15 protein-coding genes are annotated in these 20749 nt (G+C 40.0%); 5 read left to right on the top strand and 10 right to left on the bottom strand.

The genetic code is table 11. The features are described 5' to 3' along the window. Positions 1 to 21 precede the first annotated feature (21 nt). A complete protein-coding gene (gene syd, locus NH454_RS13025) occupies positions 22 to 561 on the bottom strand; it encodes a SecY-interacting protein (RefSeq protein ID WP_138556855.1) in 540 nt (179 codons plus the stop codon). Between the two features lie 59 nt (positions 562 to 620). Between syd and queF the strand changes: the two genes are divergently transcribed. Next, entirely contained in the window at positions 621 to 1466 is an 846-nt protein-coding gene (gene queF / locus NH454_RS13030; RefSeq protein WP_138556854.1) for an NADPH-dependent 7-cyano-7-deazaguanine reductase QueF, read from the top strand. 56 nt (positions 1467 to 1522) lie between these two features. Here queF and NH454_RS13035 read toward each other — a convergent pair whose 3' ends face one another. Both NH454_RS13035 and NH454_RS13040 read right to left on the bottom strand, forming a co-directional pair. Next, complete coding sequence (locus NH454_RS13035) at positions 1523 to 2557, bottom strand: isoaspartyl peptidase/L-asparaginase (protein ID WP_135925470.1); 1035 nt, start codon at positions 2555 to 2557, stop codon at positions 1523 to 1525. A gap of 125 nt (positions 2558 to 2682) precedes the next feature. After that, positions 2683 to 3387 carry a SapC family protein gene (locus NH454_RS13040; RefSeq protein ID WP_135925472.1) on the bottom strand — a complete coding sequence of 235 codons (705 nt, stop codon included), beginning with the start codon at positions 3385 to 3387 and terminating at the stop codon, positions 2683 to 2685. A 243-nt stretch (positions 3388 to 3630) separates the two neighbouring features. On the opposite strand from NH454_RS13040, the gene NH454_RS13045 reads away from it, so the two are divergent. After that, the gene (locus tag NH454_RS13045) at positions 3631 to 4341 is read left to right on the top strand and encodes a DUF6445 family protein (protein WP_253039317.1); all 711 of its coding nucleotides are present in this window, start codon (positions 3631 to 3633) and stop codon (positions 4339 to 4341) included. Between the two features lie 38 nt (positions 4342 to 4379). On the opposite strand, the gene NH454_RS13050 is transcribed toward NH454_RS13045, so the two are convergent. The 5 genes from NH454_RS13050 to pgi all read right to left on the bottom strand — a co-directional run bounded on the left by NH454_RS13050 (position 4380) and on the right by pgi (position 13335). Next, positions 4380 to 5891, bottom strand: a complete 1512-nt coding sequence (locus NH454_RS13050) for a tryptophan halogenase family protein (RefSeq protein WP_253039318.1) — start codon at positions 5889 to 5891, stop codon at positions 4380 to 4382. A gap of 76 nt (positions 5892 to 5967) precedes the next feature. Next, a complete protein-coding gene (locus NH454_RS13055; RefSeq protein ID WP_138556851.1) occupies positions 5968 to 8565 on the bottom strand; it encodes a TonB-dependent receptor in 2598 nt (865 codons plus the stop codon). 654 nt (positions 8566 to 9219) lie between these two features. Then, positions 9220 to 9930, bottom strand: coding sequence for a 6-phosphogluconolactonase (gene pgl, locus NH454_RS13060; RefSeq protein WP_135925482.1), 711 nt, complete (start codon positions 9928 to 9930; stop codon positions 9220 to 9222). Positions 9931 to 9935: 5 nt separating this feature from the next. Next, positions 9936 to 11408, bottom strand: a complete 1473-nt coding sequence (zwf, locus tag NH454_RS13065) for a glucose-6-phosphate dehydrogenase (protein WP_135925485.1) — start codon at positions 11406 to 11408, stop codon at positions 9936 to 9938. A 280-nt stretch (positions 11409 to 11688) separates the two neighbouring features. After that, positions 11689 to 13335 carry a glucose-6-phosphate isomerase gene (gene pgi / locus NH454_RS13070; protein ID WP_235382259.1) on the bottom strand — a complete coding sequence of 549 codons (1647 nt, stop codon included), beginning with the start codon at positions 13333 to 13335 and terminating at the stop codon, positions 11689 to 11691. 348 nt (positions 13336 to 13683) lie between these two features. Here pgi and NH454_RS13075 point away from each other — a divergent pair, with 348 nt between their 5' ends. Further along, positions 13684 to 14715 carry a LacI family DNA-binding transcriptional regulator gene (locus NH454_RS13075; RefSeq protein ID WP_135925490.1) on the top strand — a complete coding sequence of 344 codons (1032 nt, stop codon included), beginning with the start codon at positions 13684 to 13686 and terminating at the stop codon, positions 14713 to 14715. Between the two features lie 71 nt (positions 14716 to 14786). On the opposite strand, the gene NH454_RS13080 is transcribed toward NH454_RS13075, so the two are convergent. Both NH454_RS13080 and NH454_RS13085 read right to left on the bottom strand, forming a co-directional pair. Then, positions 14787 to 17042 carry an aminotransferase class V-fold PLP-dependent enzyme gene (locus tag NH454_RS13080; RefSeq protein ID WP_253039319.1) on the bottom strand — a complete coding sequence of 752 codons (2256 nt, stop codon included), beginning with the start codon at positions 17040 to 17042 and terminating at the stop codon, positions 14787 to 14789. Positions 17043 to 17160: 118 nt separating this feature from the next. Continuing rightward, positions 17161 to 18228: an AI-2E family transporter gene (locus tag NH454_RS13085; protein WP_135925495.1), complete on the bottom strand. Its 1068-nt coding sequence runs from the start codon at positions 18226 to 18228 to the stop codon at positions 17161 to 17163. 365 nt (positions 18229 to 18593) lie between these two features. Between NH454_RS13085 and NH454_RS13090 the strand changes: the two genes are divergently transcribed. Next, positions 18594 to 19259 (top strand): hypothetical protein, encoded by a 666-nt coding sequence (locus tag NH454_RS13090; RefSeq protein ID WP_135925500.1) that lies wholly within the window; start codon positions 18594 to 18596, stop codon positions 19257 to 19259. A gap of 1 nt (position 19260) precedes the next feature. Further along, positions 19261 to 20721 (top strand): M48 family metalloprotease, encoded by a 1461-nt coding sequence (locus NH454_RS13095; RefSeq protein WP_135925502.1) that lies wholly within the window; start codon positions 19261 to 19263, stop codon positions 20719 to 20721. The last annotated feature ends 28 nt before the right edge of the window (positions 20722 to 20749 follow it).

Consider the following 20749-nt stretch of genomic DNA (forward strand, 5'->3'; position numbering starts at 1 on the left):
GCCCCTTTTTACTTATTAAGTTTATACCGTTACTTTGTCTAAAAACTCACTGATGCTATTTGCTAATACATGATGCGGTTTTTTACCCACGTACTCTAAGCAAACCTCACCGCTTTCGACTAATACAGTAATAAGCAGATCATCTTGCTCTGTTAGGCCTATAAACACGGTTTCTGGCTGCTTTAGCTTACGCTTCATCAGTACGTGACCCGTAATATTTTGCTGTAAGCGGCTAAAATCATCTTCATTCCATGCTTGTAGCAATTCAATGTGATGATCATCAACATTCAATAACAAGTTACCCGCATAAAGATGACCAAATAAGGGGTTTAAGTCTTCAGGAAAAGATAACTCGAGCGCCTTGGCTAGGTCATCTAAACTGCCAGCAGGTTGTTGTGGGACTGGACACCACTGAATAAGCCCCTGCTCATCAACTTCGCCCTGCTCACATGGACTTGGCCATGCTGTATCATGTTCAATAACAGGAAGTTTTCCTGTGCGTTCTAGGCATTTTTCACTAAATGCTTGATGTAACTTATCTAGTTTTATAGAAACAGACATACTGCGAAACTCATTGGCTTTAGGTATAATGCCAACATTGTAACTACAAAAGTGTAAAGATGACAGATTACAGCAACTCACCCGAACTAAAAGACAGTGTTCTTGGTAAAAGCACAGAATATGTTGATACCTATACGCCAAGTTTGTTGTTTCCTATTGCCCGCAAACTAAACCGTGATGCTTTAGGTGTTAGCGAAGATAACTTACCGTTTAAAGGCCAAGATATTTGGACTGGCTATGAATTATCGTGGCTAAATAGCAAGGGTAAGCCAATGGTCGCTGTGGCTACTTTTGTATTTCCTTGCCAAAGCAGTCACATCATTGAGTCTAAGTCATTCAAGTTGTATCTGAATAGCTTTAATCAGACACGCTTTGAGACGCTAGAAGACGTACATCAAGCGCTTAGCAAAGACTTATCAGATGCGGTAAATGCACAGGTGTTAGTTACATTATACCAAGCAGACGATTTCAACTGTTTACCTTTTACAGCGTTACCGGGTGAGTGTATTGATGATCTTGATATCGAAATCACCAGCTATGATATTGATGCAAGCTCACTTCGCCATAATGGTGATGAGGTTGTCTCAGAAACCTTACACAGCCATTTACTAAAATCGAACTGTTTGATCACTTCACAGCCTGATTGGGCGAGTGTGATTATTCGTTATAAAGGCCAAGCTATTTGCCATGAAGCCTTATTAAAATATTTAATTTCGTTTCGTACTCATAACGAATTTCATGAGCAATGTGTAGAGCGTATCTACTGCGATTTAATGCAGCAGTTAAACCTCGAAGAGTTAGAAGTATATGCGCGTTACACACGCCGTGGCGGTTTAGATATCAACCCTTATCGCTCAACTAATCAAGATGAAACTCCCTTCAAGGTGAAAATTAATCGGCAATAACGTTGGTGACAATAAAAAACCGAGTTCAACTCGGTTTATTATTGTCTGAAGATTCATTACTCGTCTTTAAAAATCCCCACATACGTTGGTGATGTATTTGATTTACTCGCACGATACATACCAGCGGTGTTAAACGGCAAGCTGATGTTCCCTTTAGCATCAATGATGATCACACCGCCTGTGCCACCTATAGGCATTAATACATCGTGGATCACTTCGTTACCCGCTTCAACAATGGTTTTACCTTGGTATTTTACGCGAGCACAAATATCAGCTGCCACATTGTAGCGAATAAAATACTCACCATGCCCTGTCGCAGATACTGCACATGATTCATTTTCAGCAAACGTACCTGCACCAATCACGGGTGAATCACCCACACGGCCGAAGCGTTTTGCAGTCATACCACCTGTTGAAGTACCTGCAGCAATATTGCCGTTTTTATCAAGTGCAACTGCACCAACGGTGCCCATTTTGTAATTAACAGGCAGGGCTTTATGTGCTGCTTGGTAGTCTTTGCTAGTTACTTTTTGTTTATCGAGTTTTTCTTTGGCTTTTAATAATGCCTTGTAGCGATGATCTGTATCGAATAGATTGTTTTCAACCAGCGGCATACCTTGGGTTTTTGCAAACTCTTCGGCACCTTGACCGCTGAGCATGACATGCACTGATTTTTCCATCACTAGGCGTGCCAGATTAATAGGGTTTTCAATATGTTTAACCCCTGCAACAGCACCTGCTTGGCGTGTACGGCCATCCATAATTGATGCGTCAAGCTCATGAGCACCATCATAAGTATACACTGCACCGCGACCTGCGTTGAAATACGGTGAGTTCTCAAGCACATTAATTGCCGCAGTGATGGCATCTAAGCTCTCGCCGCCCTTTTCGAGTACCGCATAGCCGGTTTCAACTGCTTCTTTTAGTTTTTCACGATAGGCTTTTTCTTGTTCTGGTGTGAAGCGACTCTTCTCTATGGTACCTGCACCACCATGAATAGCGATAGCAAAAGGTTGATCACTACTGTGGCTTAGGGTACTAAATGATAATGCGCTAAGCGCAATGGCTGAGGTAAGTAATGTTTTTAGCATAAGGGCACTTATATTTATTTTAGTTTGTAAGCCCAATGTGAATAATTCAGCGCTGTATTTCAAGCTTTAACCGATGAAAGAAACAAAAAAAGCGCCTAATGGCGCTTTTTTTCAGCAGTTTAAAATTAAGCTTGCGCTGCTTTTAAACGCGCTAAACGAGCTACTTGGTGAGTAGACGTTAAGAAAGAGTAGATAGGTGCTAGGTAGCCACGTTTGCGAAGTTCTAAGAACTCTTCATCGCTTAGTGAGTTAAGTTTTTTCTCATCAACAAGGTAGATACCGTTGATGTCTTTTTTCTCACCTTTAATTTCTACTGTTAGCGTTTGAGCTACTAATAATTCTTTGTCTGCTAAGAATTTAGTAAATGCTTCTGTTACTTGCGAAAACTCAATGTAAGAAACAAGTGCTTCTTTACGACGTTTAAGATAATCGGTCTCTTCACCGTTTTCGAAAAGTGCGTTACCCGCTTCTTCACTTACTAATGGGCTTGCTTCGTCAATTACGATACCAAATTGGTCAGCTTCTGGGTGCTTAACAAGACCAAGTGGATAACGAGTCATTGCCATTGGAGCAAATGCCGCAGTCCACTTGCCATCTTGGATGAAAAGGTTTTCGCCTGGCTCTAGACCAAATAACGCAACTGCTTGGAATTGACCTGATTCGTTGTTTTTAACAAATGCCATTGGGAATTCATTTGCGATGCGTGCAAATTCGTGTGCAACCACAGGTACTAAGTGCTGAGTTTTCATAAACTCGATATTGATGCCATTTTGGATTTTAGTGTTGGCATGTTTTTCGTTATGTAAAGGCTGTACTTGTTGCTCCGCCATGATACTGCTCCATTAATTTTATAATATGTTTTTGCTGTTAGTGCCCAAAGCCTATAGGTTTTGGCAACAAAAAGGAAGTGAAAATTTTGTGGCAGTTTGTACATTATAGATTAACAAAACTACCCACCTTACCAATCAATCCCAAATGATGAAAAAACAAACTATAAACAAGTAAATATTATCACGCATAAGCCACTATTTTTGTTAGTATATTCAACAATTATGGAAATAATGAGGCAAACAATGGAAGGCTATCATTTAAATAAAGACTATAAAATAAGCAGCGTTTTCATTGCTGAAATTAATGAAACTGTCATTATTATTGATGACTTTTTACACAGCCTTGAGCCTATTTATCAATTTGCTACAGAAACAGCTTATTTCCAGCCTTTCGGTAGTGATGGAACGCTCTACCCCGGCAAGCGTGATGAAATGCCAGCGCCTTACTATCGTGCTTTTGAGCAGTTAATTAATGAGCTTTTAGAGCAAGGGATAATTACAAGCGGTGAAAATAATTTATATCTTCACCGCTGCAAGCTTTCATTAGTTACACAAAATGCGGACGAACTAAATACCTTACAGCGTATGCCACATATTGACTCGACGGACGATAAAACATTTGCAGCAGTGCATTATTTATCTGCTAAAGAATGGGGTGGTACGGGCATTTACAAATACCGCCCTGACAACATCATTAAAGTGACAGCTGATAATCAAAATAGCGTACATAAAATGATTGCTGATACTAAAAAGCACAACGCAACTCATCAGGGCTATTTAAATGAAACAACAGAGCTCTTTGAAAAAGTGGTGAATATTGAAGCAAAGGTAAATAGGTTAGTAATTTATAAGAGCAACCTACTGCATAGCGCAGCTCTTTTTAATAACAAAAAGTACAACAATGATATTAACAACAGCCGTTTATCTATCTCCTCATTTTTTAGAATTAACTGAACTGGCTAATGGTTTTTAGCCAGCTCAGTTAATGAAAACTAGTTTTTCTGTAAGCCAAATTTCTTTATTTTATCTAGCAGCTCTCTGTGCTTAGGTAGCTCATTTAATAACTGCTTGACGCGCTGCTGTTTAAATTCAGCAACGTGTTGATTGTCGTTCTGCTTAGATTGCTGCTTGACTGGTACATAATGCATACCAAACAGTACATATAAGTAGTTTTCTAAGTCGAATAAATCGAACTTACTGGCAAAGTCTTCTCGTACCGGTGTAAAGCGCTGCCAACGTGCTAGGTTATTTTTTAGTTTTTCTGATAGCTGCTCGGTTTTTTTGTTATCACGCCAAAAGGCCGAATCGGTTCTATCCGAAATACAGTAATGCATTTTTATAAAATCAAAGGTTTGCTGCCATACATAATTCACGTGCTGATTGTAATCATCAGCAACTAATTTAATGTCATCGCGGCTGCGCGGAAAACGTTTAGCTAATAACCCTGCAGAAAAGTCCGCAATTAAAATGGCTGTGGCTTCGAGTGGCTCAACAAAGCCTTGCGATAACCCTATAGCAACACAGTTTTTGAGCCACATTTTTTCTCTGTGCCCTACTTTCATCGGGATTTTTCTTGGCGTTAAATGCTCAAATTTATTACCTAAGTAACGATGTAATTTTTCGTGAGCTTGCTCATCGCTCATATACTTAGATGAATAAACAAACCCCACTCCTCTTCGCTCTGTAAGCGCAATATCCCAGATCCAGCCAGCTTGGTGTGCTGTGGCGATAGTATAAGGCGGTATTTCATCTTCACTTTGTGTAGGCACTTGCAAGGTGATTGCGGTGTCGGTTAATAAGCTATCTGATTTATCGACAAAACCGACCCCTAGTTTTTGCCCGATAAAGGCAGCCGAAAAACCAGAACAATCAATAATAAAGTCAAACTCTAAGGCGTTACCTTCTGAGTCAATTAGATGTGTAATAAAGCCTTGCTGATCACAGGTTATATCTTTAATTTCAGTAAAAAGGTGTTTTACGGAAAAATGTTGCGTGGCATGACTTCCTAAGAATGAAGCAAACTTTTTAGCGTCAAAATGATAAGCATAACCGTTGATACCGGCATATTGCGGTGTTGCGATTGTTTTTGGCGCTAGATTATTTTCACAGCACACATGCTGTTTAGAAACAAATTCAGCGTAGTCATTGCCGTTACCGTCAGCAAGCCACTGCAGCGTTAATTGCTCACCAAAAATATGTGGATGATCAAATAAATGATGGTAAAAGTTAGCACCATGTTTGTGTTTATCTAGCCAATTTACAAACTTGATTGACTGCTTAAAAGTAACATCACATTCGTTGATAAAGTCACTTTCACTGATACCAAACTTTTGCAATGAGTTGCGCATCGAAGGAACAGTTCCTTCACCGACACCTATGCTGGCAATATTTGGTGACTCGATTAACGTGATCTCAATGCCACTATTTAAAAGCGCATGCCCCAAATGGTTAGCAGTTAACCAACCTGCTGTTCCGCCACCAACAATTGCGATTTTTTTTATCATTTTTACTCGCCCACTTTTTACTCACAAAAAAGCCCAGTACAAGCTGGGCTTTCTTAATTTCGTTATCTAAATCAACTTAGAAACGTAGTGATACACCTAGCTTGTAGCGTGCTTCACCTTCAAAGCTCCATGCTGGATAGCCGTTACGAAGCTCTGGTTTAACCTCAGCATCACCTGTAGCAGTACCAATTTGGATACTATCTTCTTCAGTGATATTAACCGCTTCAAATGTTAAGTCTAGGTAGTCAGTTACAGCAAACTTAGCTGTTAGATCGAGCGTACCATAGTCTTGATGCTCGCGGTTACCATAGAAGTAAGGTGCTTCACGAACCATATACTCTGAGCGCCAGTTATACGCTAAACGTACGCTATAGAAATCTGCTTCATAGTAACCAACTAAGTTAACCGTATGCTCTGAAGAGTCAGAGAATAATTCGATGCGGTCAGGGAAGTTCTCTGCAGGCGCTTCTGAATCAACCCAAGTATAGTTTGCTTGATAACCAAAGCCATTATCAAAACCATCTTGAATTTGCAGCTCGATACCTTGAATTTCACCACCTGAACCAGTTCCTTTAGTAGCAACTGTCCAGTTATCAACACCTGAATCTGGGTCTACAATGCCTATGCTTTGATTCAGAATTTGGTCAACTTTAGTAAATGAAGAAATATCCTTGATAAAGTAAGCCGCACTTATCATGCCGTCGCCATCAAAGTAATATTCAATACCGAAATCAGCTTGTGTTGCCTTAAACGGTTCAAGACCGATATTACCTGTAGTAATTACCTCATTACCAATTGTGCCATCTTCGTAACCAGACAACGAAGATGCTGCAAACATGTCCGCATAATTAGCACGAGAGATAACTTGTGCGGCAGAGAAGCGCAGAATCATATCTTCAGTTAGGTCAAACGCAACGTTAACACTTGGTAATACTTCACTGTAGTCTGCTTTTTCAGTGCTAAGGCCGTTACCATAGTCACCATTAGCATTTAATGCATAATAATCAGACTCTGCATCTGTAGAAACATATCTTAGGCCAAAGTTACCGCGAATACCTTCTGCTGAAAAATCAGCCATTGCGTATAGCGAGATATTTTCTTCTTGAATCGTACCGTAGCCAGATTTATAAGCGATAGATGTATTATCGAAGCTGGTAATAGCAGCGTAACCATCACTAATCATTTGATCAAGCTTTGGCTCTGGTAATGTATAGCCTGCACCAGAAGAAACCGTACCTGAGTAATAACGAGATGCATCGTATGCAGCGATTGAGTCAACTAAGTTTGCAGTATAAGTTTCTTGCTTAACTTCATGATCAGCCCAACGGAAACCTGTTTTAATAGCTGTAATTGCGCCAAAATCTACAGGGATAGTTAAATCAAACTGTGCATAAGTCTCTTCGTCCGTATTCGGCTGTTTCTTAAGAGCCCAACCTGCTGAAGATAATTGTCCTTGGAAGTCATCTGGCGTGAATGATTTATTTGCAACATTAATATCAATAACATCGCCTGTCGCATCATAGGTGCCGGCATAGTCTGCTGGAGTGCCTAACCAGAAACCATAGTTTGCTGTTAAATCTGTACCACCTTCAGATTGGGTATTACCAACTCGACCTTTAAGTTCGAAGTTTTCACCTGAATACTTAAAGTCGAAGTCAAAAGTATCTGAAGTCATTGAACCTGCACGAGCCCAAGTTTGTGCCCAACCTGGATTTGCGCCATCACCTGAACGGCGATAGAAAGTACATGTTCCATCAACATTAACTTGCTCACAAGCTGCATCTTTGTCATCAGGGAACATAACAAATAATGACGTGTTAGCATTATCAGCTGATAAGTCTAAAGTCATTATGTTAAGACCTAACTCTAGTTCATCAGTCGGGCGGTATTGGAACACTGCGTTAATAGCTGTACGTTCACGTTGTTGTTGGAATGTTGAAGGAACAATGTCACCCCAACCTACTAAAGACTCAATACCATTGCGTTGATAATTTGTTTCAGAAAATGCTGCTGATACAAGCGCACCAAACGTTTCTTCATCATTTTTCCAGCTATAAAGACCAGAGATTTCAGGATCTGTTTCTTCTGAGATCGTACCGTAGTCAGCTTTTACACTTCCAAAAAGAGTATTAGAGTCAAGATCTAAAGGTTTGCGAGTGTTTACGATTACCGTACCACCGATACCACCTTCAACGAGATTCGCTTGAGATGACTTATAAACTTCAATACCACCGACCATTTCAGGTGGAAGTAATGTATAGTTAAAGCTTCTATCGATAGACTGTTGATCATACCACCCTGTTGAAGCAACTGAGTGTCCATTTAGTAAAGTACGCGTTAATTGTGCAGATGCACCACGAATAGACACTTGCTGGCCTTGCCCAAAAGCACGGTTAACAGCAACACCTGAAATACGACCAAGTGCTTCACCTACATCGCTATCAGGAAACTTACCGACATCTTCTGCAGAAACAGCATCGACAACGCTGTCAGCAAAGCGCTTAGTATTCATTGAAGCTTCAAGTGAACGGCGAATACCGCGAACTTCAATTACTTCAACATCTTCTTGAACTTTAGTTTCTTCTGCTGCGTATGCAGCGCCAGTGAACCCAGCACTCATTACGAGGCCGATATTAACTGCTAATAAGCTTTTCTTAAAATTTTTAGCTAACACAGGATTCCCCTTGAATCATTTTGTTGGTTTTTTATATCACTTCTGCCCAGTGATGATGACAACGCTGTCATCTAGTAACAAACCATACACTCTAAATTACATTTGTGCTACATCTTTTTGGTTAATTTGTGCAAAAAATTTACAACGAAATAATCAAGTAATTGATATAACTAATATTTAATATTGAGTTTTTAAGAATTGTTACAAATAAACGGCGCAAATATAGCATGAGTGATATTACAGATGAAAAGACCAAAAGGATGAGTTTTTGAAAACAGCTAAAAATAACGTGTAATTTTGTAAGCTTAAGTTGCCACTGTACAACTATTAACCATAACTAAAAGTTATATAAAAACTGTTATCTAACAGTTGATTAGCTTAAGAAACTAGCTTGTTTCTAAAAGCACTCTGTCATGTACAATTTATTTTTAACTTTTTCTGGGCAGAGTAAGCTAAAGGGGTTTGAGAATAACAATCAATAACAATGACAGCGTTATCATTTTTGATTATATAGGGCCATTTTGTACTTGTCTAACACTTTATGGCGCTATTTTAAGAAAGTGCGTTGATACGAAATGGTTTGTTTAAAGTGAATATTTAACAACAAAAAAGCGAGCCTAAGCTCGCTTTAGATAAGTTGGTTTGATTAGGCGATTAAGGTGCCCAATAAACTTCAATATTGATGTGTGGGTGGTTTAATACTGCACGCAAAGGCATGTCAGCAACTGCACCGCCCTCTTTAGCCTGTTTATATACTGCAAGTTTTTCTTCACCGCTAATTAATAGCTTAACAACTTTAGAATCTGCGATTGCAGATAACGTTAGCGTCATACGCTCAGTGATCTTGCCAGTTACATCACTTTCAATGGCGTTAATTGCACACACTAAATCATCTGTGGCTAAGCCATGTTCAAGGCCTTCGGCGTGTGGGAAAAGTGATGCTGTGTGACCATCAGGACCCATACCTAAAATCGTCACATCAAAAGGACGCTTTAATGCTTTATAGGCAGCTTCACAATCAGCCACACCATTTTGAGCCGTTAATGCGTCATTTTTCATCGTTACGAAATTAGCTGCAGCGCCATGGTTTTGTAACAGCGTGCTTTTGATAAATGCTTCATTACTTTTTTCATGATCAGCATCAACCCAACGCTCATCAACCATAGCTACATCAATGTTTGCCCAGTCAAGTTCAAGGTTTGATAAATGCTTATAAGCTGGTGCCGGCGATGAGCCACCCGATACCATCAGTACCGCGCGACCATCTTCTTTAATACCAGCAACAAGGCTTTGTTCAAGGCTTGAAGAAAGCTCAGCTGTTAATTCGTCTTTGTTTGCAAAGAATTTTTCAACAATTGTTGCCATCTTAATTACGCCTTATCGCCTGTGTTAAACCATACATGATTGTTTTCTTCTAACAATTCATCAGCATCGTCCGGTCCCCAAGTACCTGCTCGGTATAACGAAGGGGCGCCTTTTTCTTGCCAGCGCTCAATAATTGGATCAATCCATTTCCAAGCTTGGCGCACTTCATCACGGTGAATAAACAGTGATGGATTATTTGCCGCAGCATCTAACATTAAGCGCTTATAAGCATCTGAATGGAAACCATTACTATAAGCCTGAGATAACTCAATGTTCATTGTTACTGGCTCTAACTGCATCTCAAGGTTATCAAGACGCTTAGACATCAATGTTAATTGAATTGTTTCTTCAGGTTGCAGACGAATAACGAGACGGTTTGGCTCAATATTACCTACGTTGTCTGTATAAACATTGTGTGAAACCTTTTTGTATTCAACAACGATTTCAGCACAACGCTTTTTCATACGCTTACCAGTACGAAGATAGAAAGGCACACCAGCCCAACGCCAATTATCAATATGCGCACGAATAGCAACGAATGTTTCAGTTTTACTCGCACCTTCGTTTAATTCTTCTAAGTAACCAGGGACGATTTTACCGTCTAAGTTACCTGGCACGTACTGACCACGTACGATGTTCGCATCAACATCTTCAGCTACTAATGGACGTAACGACTCAAGCACTTTTAACTTTTCAGTACGGATGCTGTTTGCGTTTAATTTATTTGGTGATTCCATTGCTACTAAGCAAAGTAACTGTAGCAAGTGGTTTTGCACCATATCACGTAATGCACCGGCTTTATCGTAGAAACCAGCACGGCTTTCTAGGCCCACTGTTTCTGATAAGCTGATTTGGATGTTATCGATTGACTTAGCATCCCAAAGGTTTTCAAACAGTGAGTTTGAAAAACGCAGTGCCATTAAGTTTTGTACTGTTTCTTTACCTAAGTAATGGTCAATACGGAAAATCTGTTCTTCATTAAAGTATTCAGCAATTTTCGCATTGATTGCTTCTGCTGACTCACCACAGTAACCAATTGGCTTTTCAACCACTACACGTGATGTTTCTGTGATTAACCCTTTTGAAGATAAAATTTCACAGCAGCTACCGTATACTGCAGGTGGTAATGAAAGGTAAAAAACACGAGACTTATCAGCATCGTGTTCATTTAAAATATCTCTTAGCTTATCCCAGTCATCATCGGCTTCAGTAACGTTTGAAACAACAGGAACTAAGTAAGATGCAAACGCTTTCCAATCTTTTGCGTTGTATTCGCCTTTACCTAAAAATTCTTGCAAAGCTTTATGAGCCGTCTCGATATATTCTTTGCATTTGTTTTGGTCACGTACCGTAGGAAGGATGCGCGAACCTTGAGGTAAATTACCTTCTTGATAAGCGCGATACATTGCAGGAAGCAATTTGCGTAACGCAAGATCACCACCGCCCCCAAAAATTACGATATCAAATGGATTTAGCATATATCACTCTCTACATTGGCAATGCCGAATAAATTAACTCCATGACTCTCATGAAATTTGGCAATGCTCGTTGTTATCTGGTTGATCTGGCTTTGTTTGATAGTTCCATTAACAAAACCTGTTGAATTTGTTTTGTGAGTAGCTTACTCATTATTCTTGTATTGGCTGAAGTAAATGAGTCTTAGGGGCTCTGTAAATCCTCTCACAAAAATACAGGCCCTAAGAACTCCAGCGCTACCCGTTCAAAGGTATCCGTTTTGCAGCTATTGCTGCGAATCTGTTACTGCTTACGATGCGTTTTATAGTAAGCGATCAGTCCATTCGTTGAACTGTCATGCGGATGACTTACTGTGTCATCAAATAATTCAGCTTCAATTTTAGAAGCAAGTCCTTTACCTAGCTCTACACCCCACTGATCAAAAGAACAGATTTCTAAGATGATGCCTTGGCAGAAAATCTTGTGCTCATAAAGTGCAATTAAACGACCAACTGTTTTTGCATCAACCTTGTCTAATAACATTGAGGTTGTTGGGCGATTACCCTGATGAATCTTGTGATTCAATAATTCTGCAATTTCTGCTTCAGATTTACCTTTTGCGGTTAAATCAGCAGTTACTTGCTCTGCATCAACACCAGCCATCATTGCTTCGGTTTGTGCAAAGAAGTTTGATAATAAGATATCATGGTGCTTACCAACATTTACTTGCGGCTCAATTGAGGCAATAAAGTCAGCTGGTACAATTACATTACCTTGGTGCAGACATTGGTAAAATGCGTGTTGGCCGTTAATACCAGTCATACCCCAAATAATAGGTACTGTTGTGTAAGACACTGTTTCACCATCAAAAGTAACGTGCTTACCGTTACTTTCCATCTCACCTTGCTGTAAATATGCAGGTAACATGTGTAATGCTTGGTCGTAAGGTAAAATAGCTTGCGCCGTATAACCTAAGAAACTCGTATTCCAAACACTTAAAAGCGCCATTAATAATGGTACGTTGTTTTCAAATTCAGCATTTTTAAAATGCTCATCAATTTCAAACGCACCCTCTAAGATTTCTTCAAATGCTTCAAAGCCTAAATACAAGGCAATTGGTAAGCCTATCGCACTCCATAATGAAAAGCGACCGCCTACCCAATCCCACATTGTGAATACGTTTTCATTAGCGATGCCAAAAGCTGCTGTTTTCTCTAAATTTGTACTAACAGCAACAAAGTGCTTAGCAATGTGCTCTTGAGCCTGTGCTGTTTGCAAAAACCATTCAACCGCTGATTTAGCATTAGTCATGGTTTCTGATGTTGTAAACGTTTTAGATGAAATAACAAATAACGTCGTTTCAGCGTCTAAACCTTGTAAAACTGATGCAATCTGAACACCATCAACATTTGATACGTAATGAACATTTAATGTGTCATCAGCGTAGGCTGCAAGCGCCTCAGTTGCCATTTGCGGGCCTAAATTTGAACCGCCTACACCAATTGCAACGACATCTTTCACCGCTTTACCTGTGTAGCCTAACCACTCGCCACTGCGAACCTTGCTAACGAACGCTTTCATTTTAGCAAGCTCAGCGTTTACTGCGTCTGTTACGTTTTCACCATCAACCATTATAGCTGTATTAGCACGGTTACGAAGTGCAGTATGAAGTACAGCACGGTCTTCAGTAATGTTAATTTTTTCACCACTGAACATTTTTTCGCGCCATGCGCTAATGTCACACTCTTTCGCTAAAGAGATTAATTGTTCAAAAACTGTTTTATCAATTTGTTGCTTCGAGTAATCGAATAATACGCCTGGGATCTGAGCTGAGAATTGCTCGAAACGCGTGCTATCTTTGGCAAATAAATCTTTAAGATGAATTTGTTTCATCTTCTTGGCACTTTCAGATAGTGCTTGCCAACTAGCTAATTGCGAACGGCTGCTCATATATATAATCCCCTAAAAACTTGCAACAAACTGATTTTTAACTATCTTTTTATTAATGTTGAATAAAGACAGCAATTAAAAACACGATGAAAATTAACACTAAGTTAAAATGACAACGCTGTCAATGTTCTACTTTTACATTTTATAGTCGAGATAATAGCGCAATTTTTCTCTTTTGACACCGGTATCATAAAAATTATCTCAATTATTTTACTGCTAATTTGGTAGAACATTAGATACACTAACTAACTTATATTAAATATTAATGTACCTATTAAGAAAAAGCGCTCTGGTGAACACTTTTCGATATTATTATAATACAAATATAACTAACTATAAAGTAACTGTATGAAAGTAACCATAAATGATGTAGCCAAACTCGCTGGTGTTTCAATGAAAACTGTTTCGCGAGTGATCAATAAAGAGCCATCTGTCAGAAAAAAAACGTACGACATAGTGATGGACGCTGTAAACACGTTGAACTATCAGCCAAACCTTGCAGCTCGTAACCTTGCAGGCACATCGTCTTTTACTGTTGGTCTGGTATATGACAACCCCAATGCATACTATGTTATCGACATGCAAAATGGGGTGCTATCACGCTGCAAAGAAGAAGGCTATGAGTTGGTTATTCATCCATGCAGCTATCTTGATGCGAATATGCAAGAAGACTTTAAAACCATGATCAAGCGCTCGCGTTTGGCAGGCCTTGTATTAACGCCACCTCTTTCAGAGCAAAACAGTATCATAGAAATGCTTGACGAAATGGGCATTCATTATGTGCGTGTGCTTTCTGGTCGTCCTACAGAGGAAGATCAAGACACCTGTATTTATGTAAATGACTACGCAGCAGCGTACGAAATTACTGCTCACCTACTCTCGCTTGGTCATAAAAATATCGGCTTTTTATGCGGCGACAAAGAACATAAGTCAACAACCGAACGCTTAGAGGGTTATCAGGCTGCGCTAAGGGATCACAACATCCCATTGAATGATGATCTGATCTACGAAGGCCAATATTCTTTTGAATCTGGTGTTGAAGGTGCAAAAGCATTGCTTGGTGAGAATAACCCGAAAAACATTACAGCCTTACTTGGCGGAAACGATGAGATGGCTGCGGGTGCGTTATTTGCTTCACGATTAATGGGCATTGAAATTCCACAGCAACTCTCTATCACTGGTTTCGAAGACTCGCCATTCTCGCGTCAAACTTGGCCGAAACTAACAACAGCCCATCAAGCGAATGATGTGATTTCACAGCATGCCGCTCGGTTATTGTTTAGAAAAACCCGTGGTGCACGTAATCAAGATAAAGACATCATCACGACCTTTACCCCTTCATTAGTGGTACGGGAAAGCTCAGGCCCAACCTCAGCTTAATTTATTCAAGTTACGAAAAAGCCGCTATTTAGCGGCTTTTTTGTTTGATGACTGAATTGTTCTGATATCAATCAAAACAATGCTAAACCACCATTTAAGTTATACACATTTTCAAAACCTAACTGCGACAAATTGTTTGCGGCTTGTTTTGAACGGTTACCACTACGACACACCAAAATGTAGTTATGTGCTTTATCAAGCTGCCCTTGGACTATAGCATTAGCCATACGGCTTAATGGAATGTTGATCACTTTGCTATCAGCAACTGTAAATAACTCAGCTAAATTATTCGCACCATGTTCATAAGGTTCGCGCGTATCGATAAGGTAAGTTGCCTTGTCGTCTAACATTGCTTTAGCGTCGGTTGCTGCTAGCTGTTTCATCGGCGCACTTTCAAGTGTTTCAACATAGCCACATAAAGAGTGACTCTCTGCATGCTTTTGTTCATCCGCTTGTTGCTTTAACTCAACAAACTGAACATCTGATACTTGCTCATTTAATAGTTTTGCTAATAATGGCGTCGTTGCTTTTTGTGCGTGCCAATCCATTGCAAAGCATTGTTGATAATCATGACCTGAACAAATCACTGTTGAATCTGTGATTGCCATTGCAAGCTGTTTTAGTGATTGTGCCATTTTTGCTGCATCGCCACCGCTAATTGCCGTGTTACCTAAGCCACCTGGTAAGATTAAATCACCACAGAAACAATAGCTGACCTCACCACTTTGCGTATCTGCTAATAAATAGCTAACACTGTCTTCACTGTGACCCGGTGTCGCTATTTTGCTTAAGCGTACACCGCTTAATTCGATAGTTGCTGACCCTTTCGGCCAACCAAGTTCATCTATCTCATTGGCAACATAACGCTCTGCTAGCTCTTTGGTTAGTAAACAACGAGCTGATAAACGCTCTTGGTGATTATGCGTATCAATAATCGCTTGAACAGTTAAGCCTTGTGTCGCGACAATTTTTGCCATGCGCGGGATAAGCTCAATGATAGGATCAATCACCACTGCGTTTTTATCGCAATCAACATACAGCCAACAACATGCCGCCTGATGACGAAGCTGTGTTAAGCCAATCGCACAGACTTCTTGCTGAGGCGATGTGCTATCAGAGACAACTAGGCAGTTAGCTTCTAGAATCGGTTTTAAAGAACGGATTTTTTCACAGGCAAAGTCAATTTCTTGTTGGCTTGCAGCTGGGCCAAACGACATACGAATCGCATTTTCACTTTGCCAATTACTAGCGCCCATTGCATCAAGCACAAAGCTACGATTAGCACCAGAGCTACATGCAGAGCCACCGCTTACTCGGATGCCCGCAGCATCAAATAAGTCCATCACTTCTTTACTGGTTAGTTCATTAACTGCAAAGTTTAATGTAGTGGGCACTGAATGCTCAAAACTATGGTTAAAAGTAATGCTACCAAACGTATCTAAGAGAGCTGCATGTAACTGCTTACGATAATCATGCAACTGCTCAAGAGGCTTAAATGTCTGGTTTTGTTTATCAAGTAGTAGTGAGAACAGTTTATTTAAACCAGCAATACCTGGTAGGTTCTCGGTGCCTGAGCGCATTCCGCTTTCTTGGCCGCCACCCGCTATAAATGGTGTGTACGCACTGCCTTTACGAATATACAGCACACCGATACCTTTCGGTGCATACAATTTATGACCAGAGAATGGCGCATAATCTATCGTTGTTTCGCTAAGTGCTAAATTGGTTTTTCCTAATGCTTGAACACAATCTACCATCCAGGCTACATTATTGTTCTCACTGCGAATTACTCGCTCAATGGCGGTTAAATCTTGGAACACACCGGTCTCGTTATTTACTGCCATAGTACAGATCATCAATGCATTAGCAGCATGTTCACGAATAAACTCAAGATCTAAAATACCGTTTTTATCAACTGGAATAGCTAAAACGCGTGCGTTTATATCAAGCACATTATTCCAATGCTTTAAGGTATTTGGCACCGCTTTATGTTCTGTAGCCCCATAAAGTAATACAGGGTTCTCGATTTGGTGATTTTTAGCAGCAATAAGCGTTGAAACAACCGCCGTTTGAATACCTTCGGTCGCACCTGAGGTAAATAAAATATCGCCATCGGTAGCACCTATCACTTCGCGTGCTTTGGTGCGTGTTTGTTCTAATAGGTGTTTAGCTTGAATACCTGTAATGTGAGAGCTCGATGGATTACCAAAGCAAACTTGCATCGTGTGCGAAACAACATCGGCAATGTCAGAAAGTACAGGAGTCGTTGCATTCGCATCTAAATAAATTTGTTGATTAGCATCGTCAGAAAGGAAAAAACTTGCCATGAAAAACGCACCATATTACTAAAAGATATATCTTATAACCTATTTTACAGTTTTCACGGCTAAATTATAATAACCAATTAGTCAGTAAAGTGCGTTTTCTATACTTTTTAAGACTAAGCTAGCGCTCAATCAACTCTTCTTTTTTAGATGACCATGCATTTATAAGTGCTTTTACTAATGAAGCTAGCGGGATTGCGAAGAACACCCCCCAAAATCCCCATAAACCACCAAAAAATAACACTGCAACAATTATAAACACCGGATTTAAGTCAACAGCTTCAGAGAAAAGTAAAGGCACTAACACATTGCCATCAAGTGCTTGAATTACACCATAGATGATTAGAATGGTCCAAAACTGCGTTTCTAAACCAAATTGGAACAACGCCACCGCAGCCACAGGAATAGTCACCAGTGCCGCCCCTACAAAGGGAATTAATACAGATAGACCAACCAAAACACCTAACAAGGCCGCGTAACGTAGATCTAAAACGGCAAAGGCGATAAAAGAAGCTGTACCAACAATTAAAATTTCAAATACCTTGCCGCGAATATAATTCATTATTTGCTGATTCATTTCTTGCCAAACTTGAATGATTAAGCGGCGCTGCTTAGGTAATAAACGTTCAGCACTTTGTGTAAGTTCTAACTTATCTTTAAGCATAAAGAACACAAGTAACGGTACTAAAATCAAATAAATCAACCAAGCTGCCACATCTTTTATAGACGTTAATGACACTGATAGCACTAACTGACCAAACTCAATAGCTTTGGTTTCAACACTGGTAACAATTGATTTAACCTGATCTTCAGTGATCAAACTTGGGTAATCCTCAGGAAGATGTAAAAGCAGCGCTTTACCTTTTTCAATCATATAAGGGGTTTCTTGCACGAGGTTACTGGTTTGCTGCCAAAGCACAGGGCCCATGCCGACGATAATGGTGATCATTAAGCCACTAAACACTAACATGACAATGATTGTGGCAGTGAAGCGTTTTAAACCTAGCCTTTCTAAATGCGCTACAGGCCAATCCAGTAAATAAGCAATTACCAGCGCGACTAAAACAGGTACCAGTAAGGAGCCAAAAAAATAGAAAAATGCAAAGGTTGCAATTAACAGCAACAATAAGGTTACTGAATGGGGATCAGAAAATTTATTTTCGTACCAAGCTTTTACATATTCAAACACAAACGGGCTCCACGGTTAACACACCTAATTCTAGGTCAATTTCAAAATGGTAATGATGTTTTTCTAAAAAGCGCTGCATATCATCACTAGAGTGTGCAGCATTAAATGTAAAAGTGACGGGTTGATTAACAGATTGTGCCTTATTTAACCCTAATTTAAACTGAATAAATTGTTGTGGGCACTTATAGTCCCTTAAATCAACCATTAACATAGCGAATCAACTGCGTTATTAATATGAATAATAAGTATAAGATGTCAGCATCTTGGAAAAATAATCCTTTATAGTGAGAAGAACTCATTTTTTTCTTAAAACACGCAAAACAATAGTTTATCCTTAATCAATAACTGGTAGTAAAGGAAACACGATGCCTGGCTCGCATAATAAAGCGCAATTGCCTGCGAATCCAACTCTTAAAGAGATTAATTGGTATAAAAAACAAATAAACTGGGGGGAGTTGCCGCCCTTTTACCATTTGGTAGCATCGTCAGTGAGTGAATCTGAGGGTATTTTAGATCATGGCTTTGACAATGCGGTAAAAAGATTAATAGATCCTAGAAATTGGAACCTTGAGCTACTAGGAGGCTACGAAACCGACATGGGTGAAATTGTCTGTGAGCAAAAGCCACGCATCGCATTGCACCAGAGCTTTACCGATCGAGGTTTCGAATTATGGGCCTACCCCTTTGCTAAAGATGTCACTGTTGACCAATACATCAAAGACAATCGATTTATGGAGTTTAGAGTATGGGATCCGCATTCAATGAGGAACCTTATACGCTTTAATCAACTACACAAATTTATAGCTTTTTATTTTGAACGTGGCGATAAAGCTGATAAAGCCTTAATCTTACACGCACACAAAGTCGTACATAAAATCATAACTTTTTTACAACGGGAGTTGAACGTTGTTAAGCTAGACGGAGTCACAATAAAAGATTTCTATCAATTGTGTGAAAAAGATAGCCGAGCATGCAGCGACGAAATAGACATAGCAAAAGTCATGTTAGGTGAGCAAATCAACAAGGAATAAGATGCGACTAAAATCAGCCTTTATAACACTATGCAGTGCTTTACTAACATTTTCGATACTGCATAGTGAGCCGTTGAAGGCGCAAACTAATTTTAAGCTGCCCGATTTAGGGACCTCGGCTTTACAAGCCTTGCCTATTGAAAAAGAGCAAGCAATAGGCGAAGTAATGATGATGCAAATTCGTGGCTCATCACCCGTCGTCAATGATCCTGTGCTTGATGAATACCTAACGACATTAGGTCGTCGATTAGTTGCTAACGCAAACGATGTGCGTTTTCCCTTTTCATTTTTTTGGATAAACAACCCAGAAATAAATGCTTTTGCATTTTACGGGGGTCATGTGGGTGTTCACACAGGCCTCATCGCTCAAGCAGACAACGAAAGTCAGTTTGCCTCAGTGCTCGGCCATGAAATTGCCCACGTCACACAGCGCCATTTAGCGCGTCGTATTCAGCAGCAGCAAGATAACAGCGCACTTACTATTGCAGGTATGATTGCGGGGATATTAGCAACCGTTGTTGCTCCAGATGCTGGGATAGCGATTATTTCAGCAAACCAGACTCAAGCCGCATTTAGTCAACTTACTCATAGCCGTGCAGCTGAACAAGAAGCTGACCGCATCGGCATGCAAACTCTCAACAATGCAGGGTTTGATCCGCGCCAATCAAGCGAGTTTTTAACCAAGCTCGCTGCGCAAATTCGCTATAAATATAAGCCACCTGCATTTTTGCTTACCCACCCACTACCCGAAAGCCGGGTATCAGATGTGCGGTTACGTGCAGAGCAATACCCAAAGAGACATTACTCAGACAGTCTCGACTTCAACTTAGCCAAAAGCAGAGTTATAGCAAGGTATCACCAAAAACCTAAAGCGGCAGAAGATCTTTTCCGTAAGCTGATGCGTGATAATAGCGTACATAACGACACCGCCTTGAAATATGGATTGGGTATTAGTTTATTGGATCAAAAAAAGCTAGATGAAGCAGCCAGCATTCTTAATCCTCTGCTTGAGCAAGATCCAAAGAATTTATTTTATATCGATACCCACACCGACTTATTAATTGCCCAAGGTAAAGCCGATGAAGCGGTTGAGTTTTTAGCTAAGTTAGATATCGACAGACCTAACAATCAGGTTATCGCCCTTAACTACGCTAATGCCGCCATTGAAGCAAAACAATTTGATGTTGCTGAGCGTATTTTAAAGTCTTACTTACTCGCAAAGCCTGATCACAACCTTGCTAAAGAGCTCATTGCTGATGTGTACAAAAAACAAGAAAACATGGCCTCCTACCATGAAGCCCATGCAGATGTACTGGCCCAATATGGCGCTTATCTAAAAGCGGCCGATGAAATTCAAAAAGCGCTCAATTTTGTTGAACCCGAAGAGTTAGTAAAACAGCAGCGCTTAAAAGCCCTACTCACGCAATACCGACAGTTACAAAAAGAGCTTGCGAGACTTTAAGTCTTGCACTGCTTGCCCTAAAATAAGC

Origin of the sequence: Pseudoalteromonas sp. Ps84H-4, from assembly GCF_024124645.1 — a bacterium.
GTDB classification, from domain to species: domain Bacteria; phylum Pseudomonadota; class Gammaproteobacteria; order Enterobacterales; family Alteromonadaceae; genus Pseudoalteromonas; species Pseudoalteromonas lipolytica_C.

Excerpts from the sequence above, each read along its gene's own strand:
- NH454_RS13090 (WP_135925500.1), top strand. The coding sequence starts at position 18,594 with ATGCCTGGCTCGCATAATAAAGCGCAATTGCCTGCGAATCCAACTCTT.
- zwf (WP_135925485.1), bottom strand. The coding sequence starts at position 11,408 with ATGCTAAATCCATTTGATATCGTAATTTTTGGGGGCGGTGGTGATCTT.
- pgi (WP_235382259.1), bottom strand. The coding sequence starts at position 13,335 with ATGAGCAGCCGTTCGCAATTAGCTAGTTGGCAAGCACTATCTGAAAGT.
- NH454_RS13050 (WP_253039318.1), bottom strand. The coding sequence starts at position 5,891 with ATGATAAAAAAAATCGCAATTGTTGGTGGCGGAACAGCAGGTTGGTTA.
- NH454_RS13095 (WP_135925502.1), top strand. The coding sequence starts at position 19,261 with ATGCGACTAAAATCAGCCTTTATAACACTATGCAGTGCTTTACTAACA.
- NH454_RS13080 (WP_253039319.1), bottom strand. The coding sequence starts at position 17,042 with ATGGCAAGTTTTTTCCTTTCTGACGATGCTAATCAACAAATTTATTTA.
- NH454_RS13075 (WP_135925490.1), top strand. The coding sequence starts at position 13,684 with ATGAAAGTAACCATAAATGATGTAGCCAAACTCGCTGGTGTTTCAATG.
- queF (WP_138556854.1), top strand. The coding sequence starts at position 621 with ATGACAGATTACAGCAACTCACCCGAACTAAAAGACAGTGTTCTTGGT.
- NH454_RS13035 (WP_135925470.1), bottom strand. The coding sequence starts at position 2,557 with ATGCTAAAAACATTACTTACCTCAGCCATTGCGCTTAGCGCATTATCA.
- pgl (WP_135925482.1), bottom strand. The coding sequence starts at position 9,930 with ATGGCAACAATTGTTGAAAAATTCTTTGCAAACAAAGACGAATTAACA.
- NH454_RS13045 (WP_253039317.1), top strand. The coding sequence starts at position 3,631 with ATGGAAGGCTATCATTTAAATAAAGACTATAAAATAAGCAGCGTTTTC.
- NH454_RS13040 (WP_135925472.1), bottom strand. The coding sequence starts at position 3,387 with ATGGCGGAGCAACAAGTACAGCCTTTACATAACGAAAAACATGCCAAC.
- syd (WP_138556855.1), bottom strand. The coding sequence starts at position 561 with ATGTCTGTTTCTATAAAACTAGATAAGTTACATCAAGCATTTAGTGAA.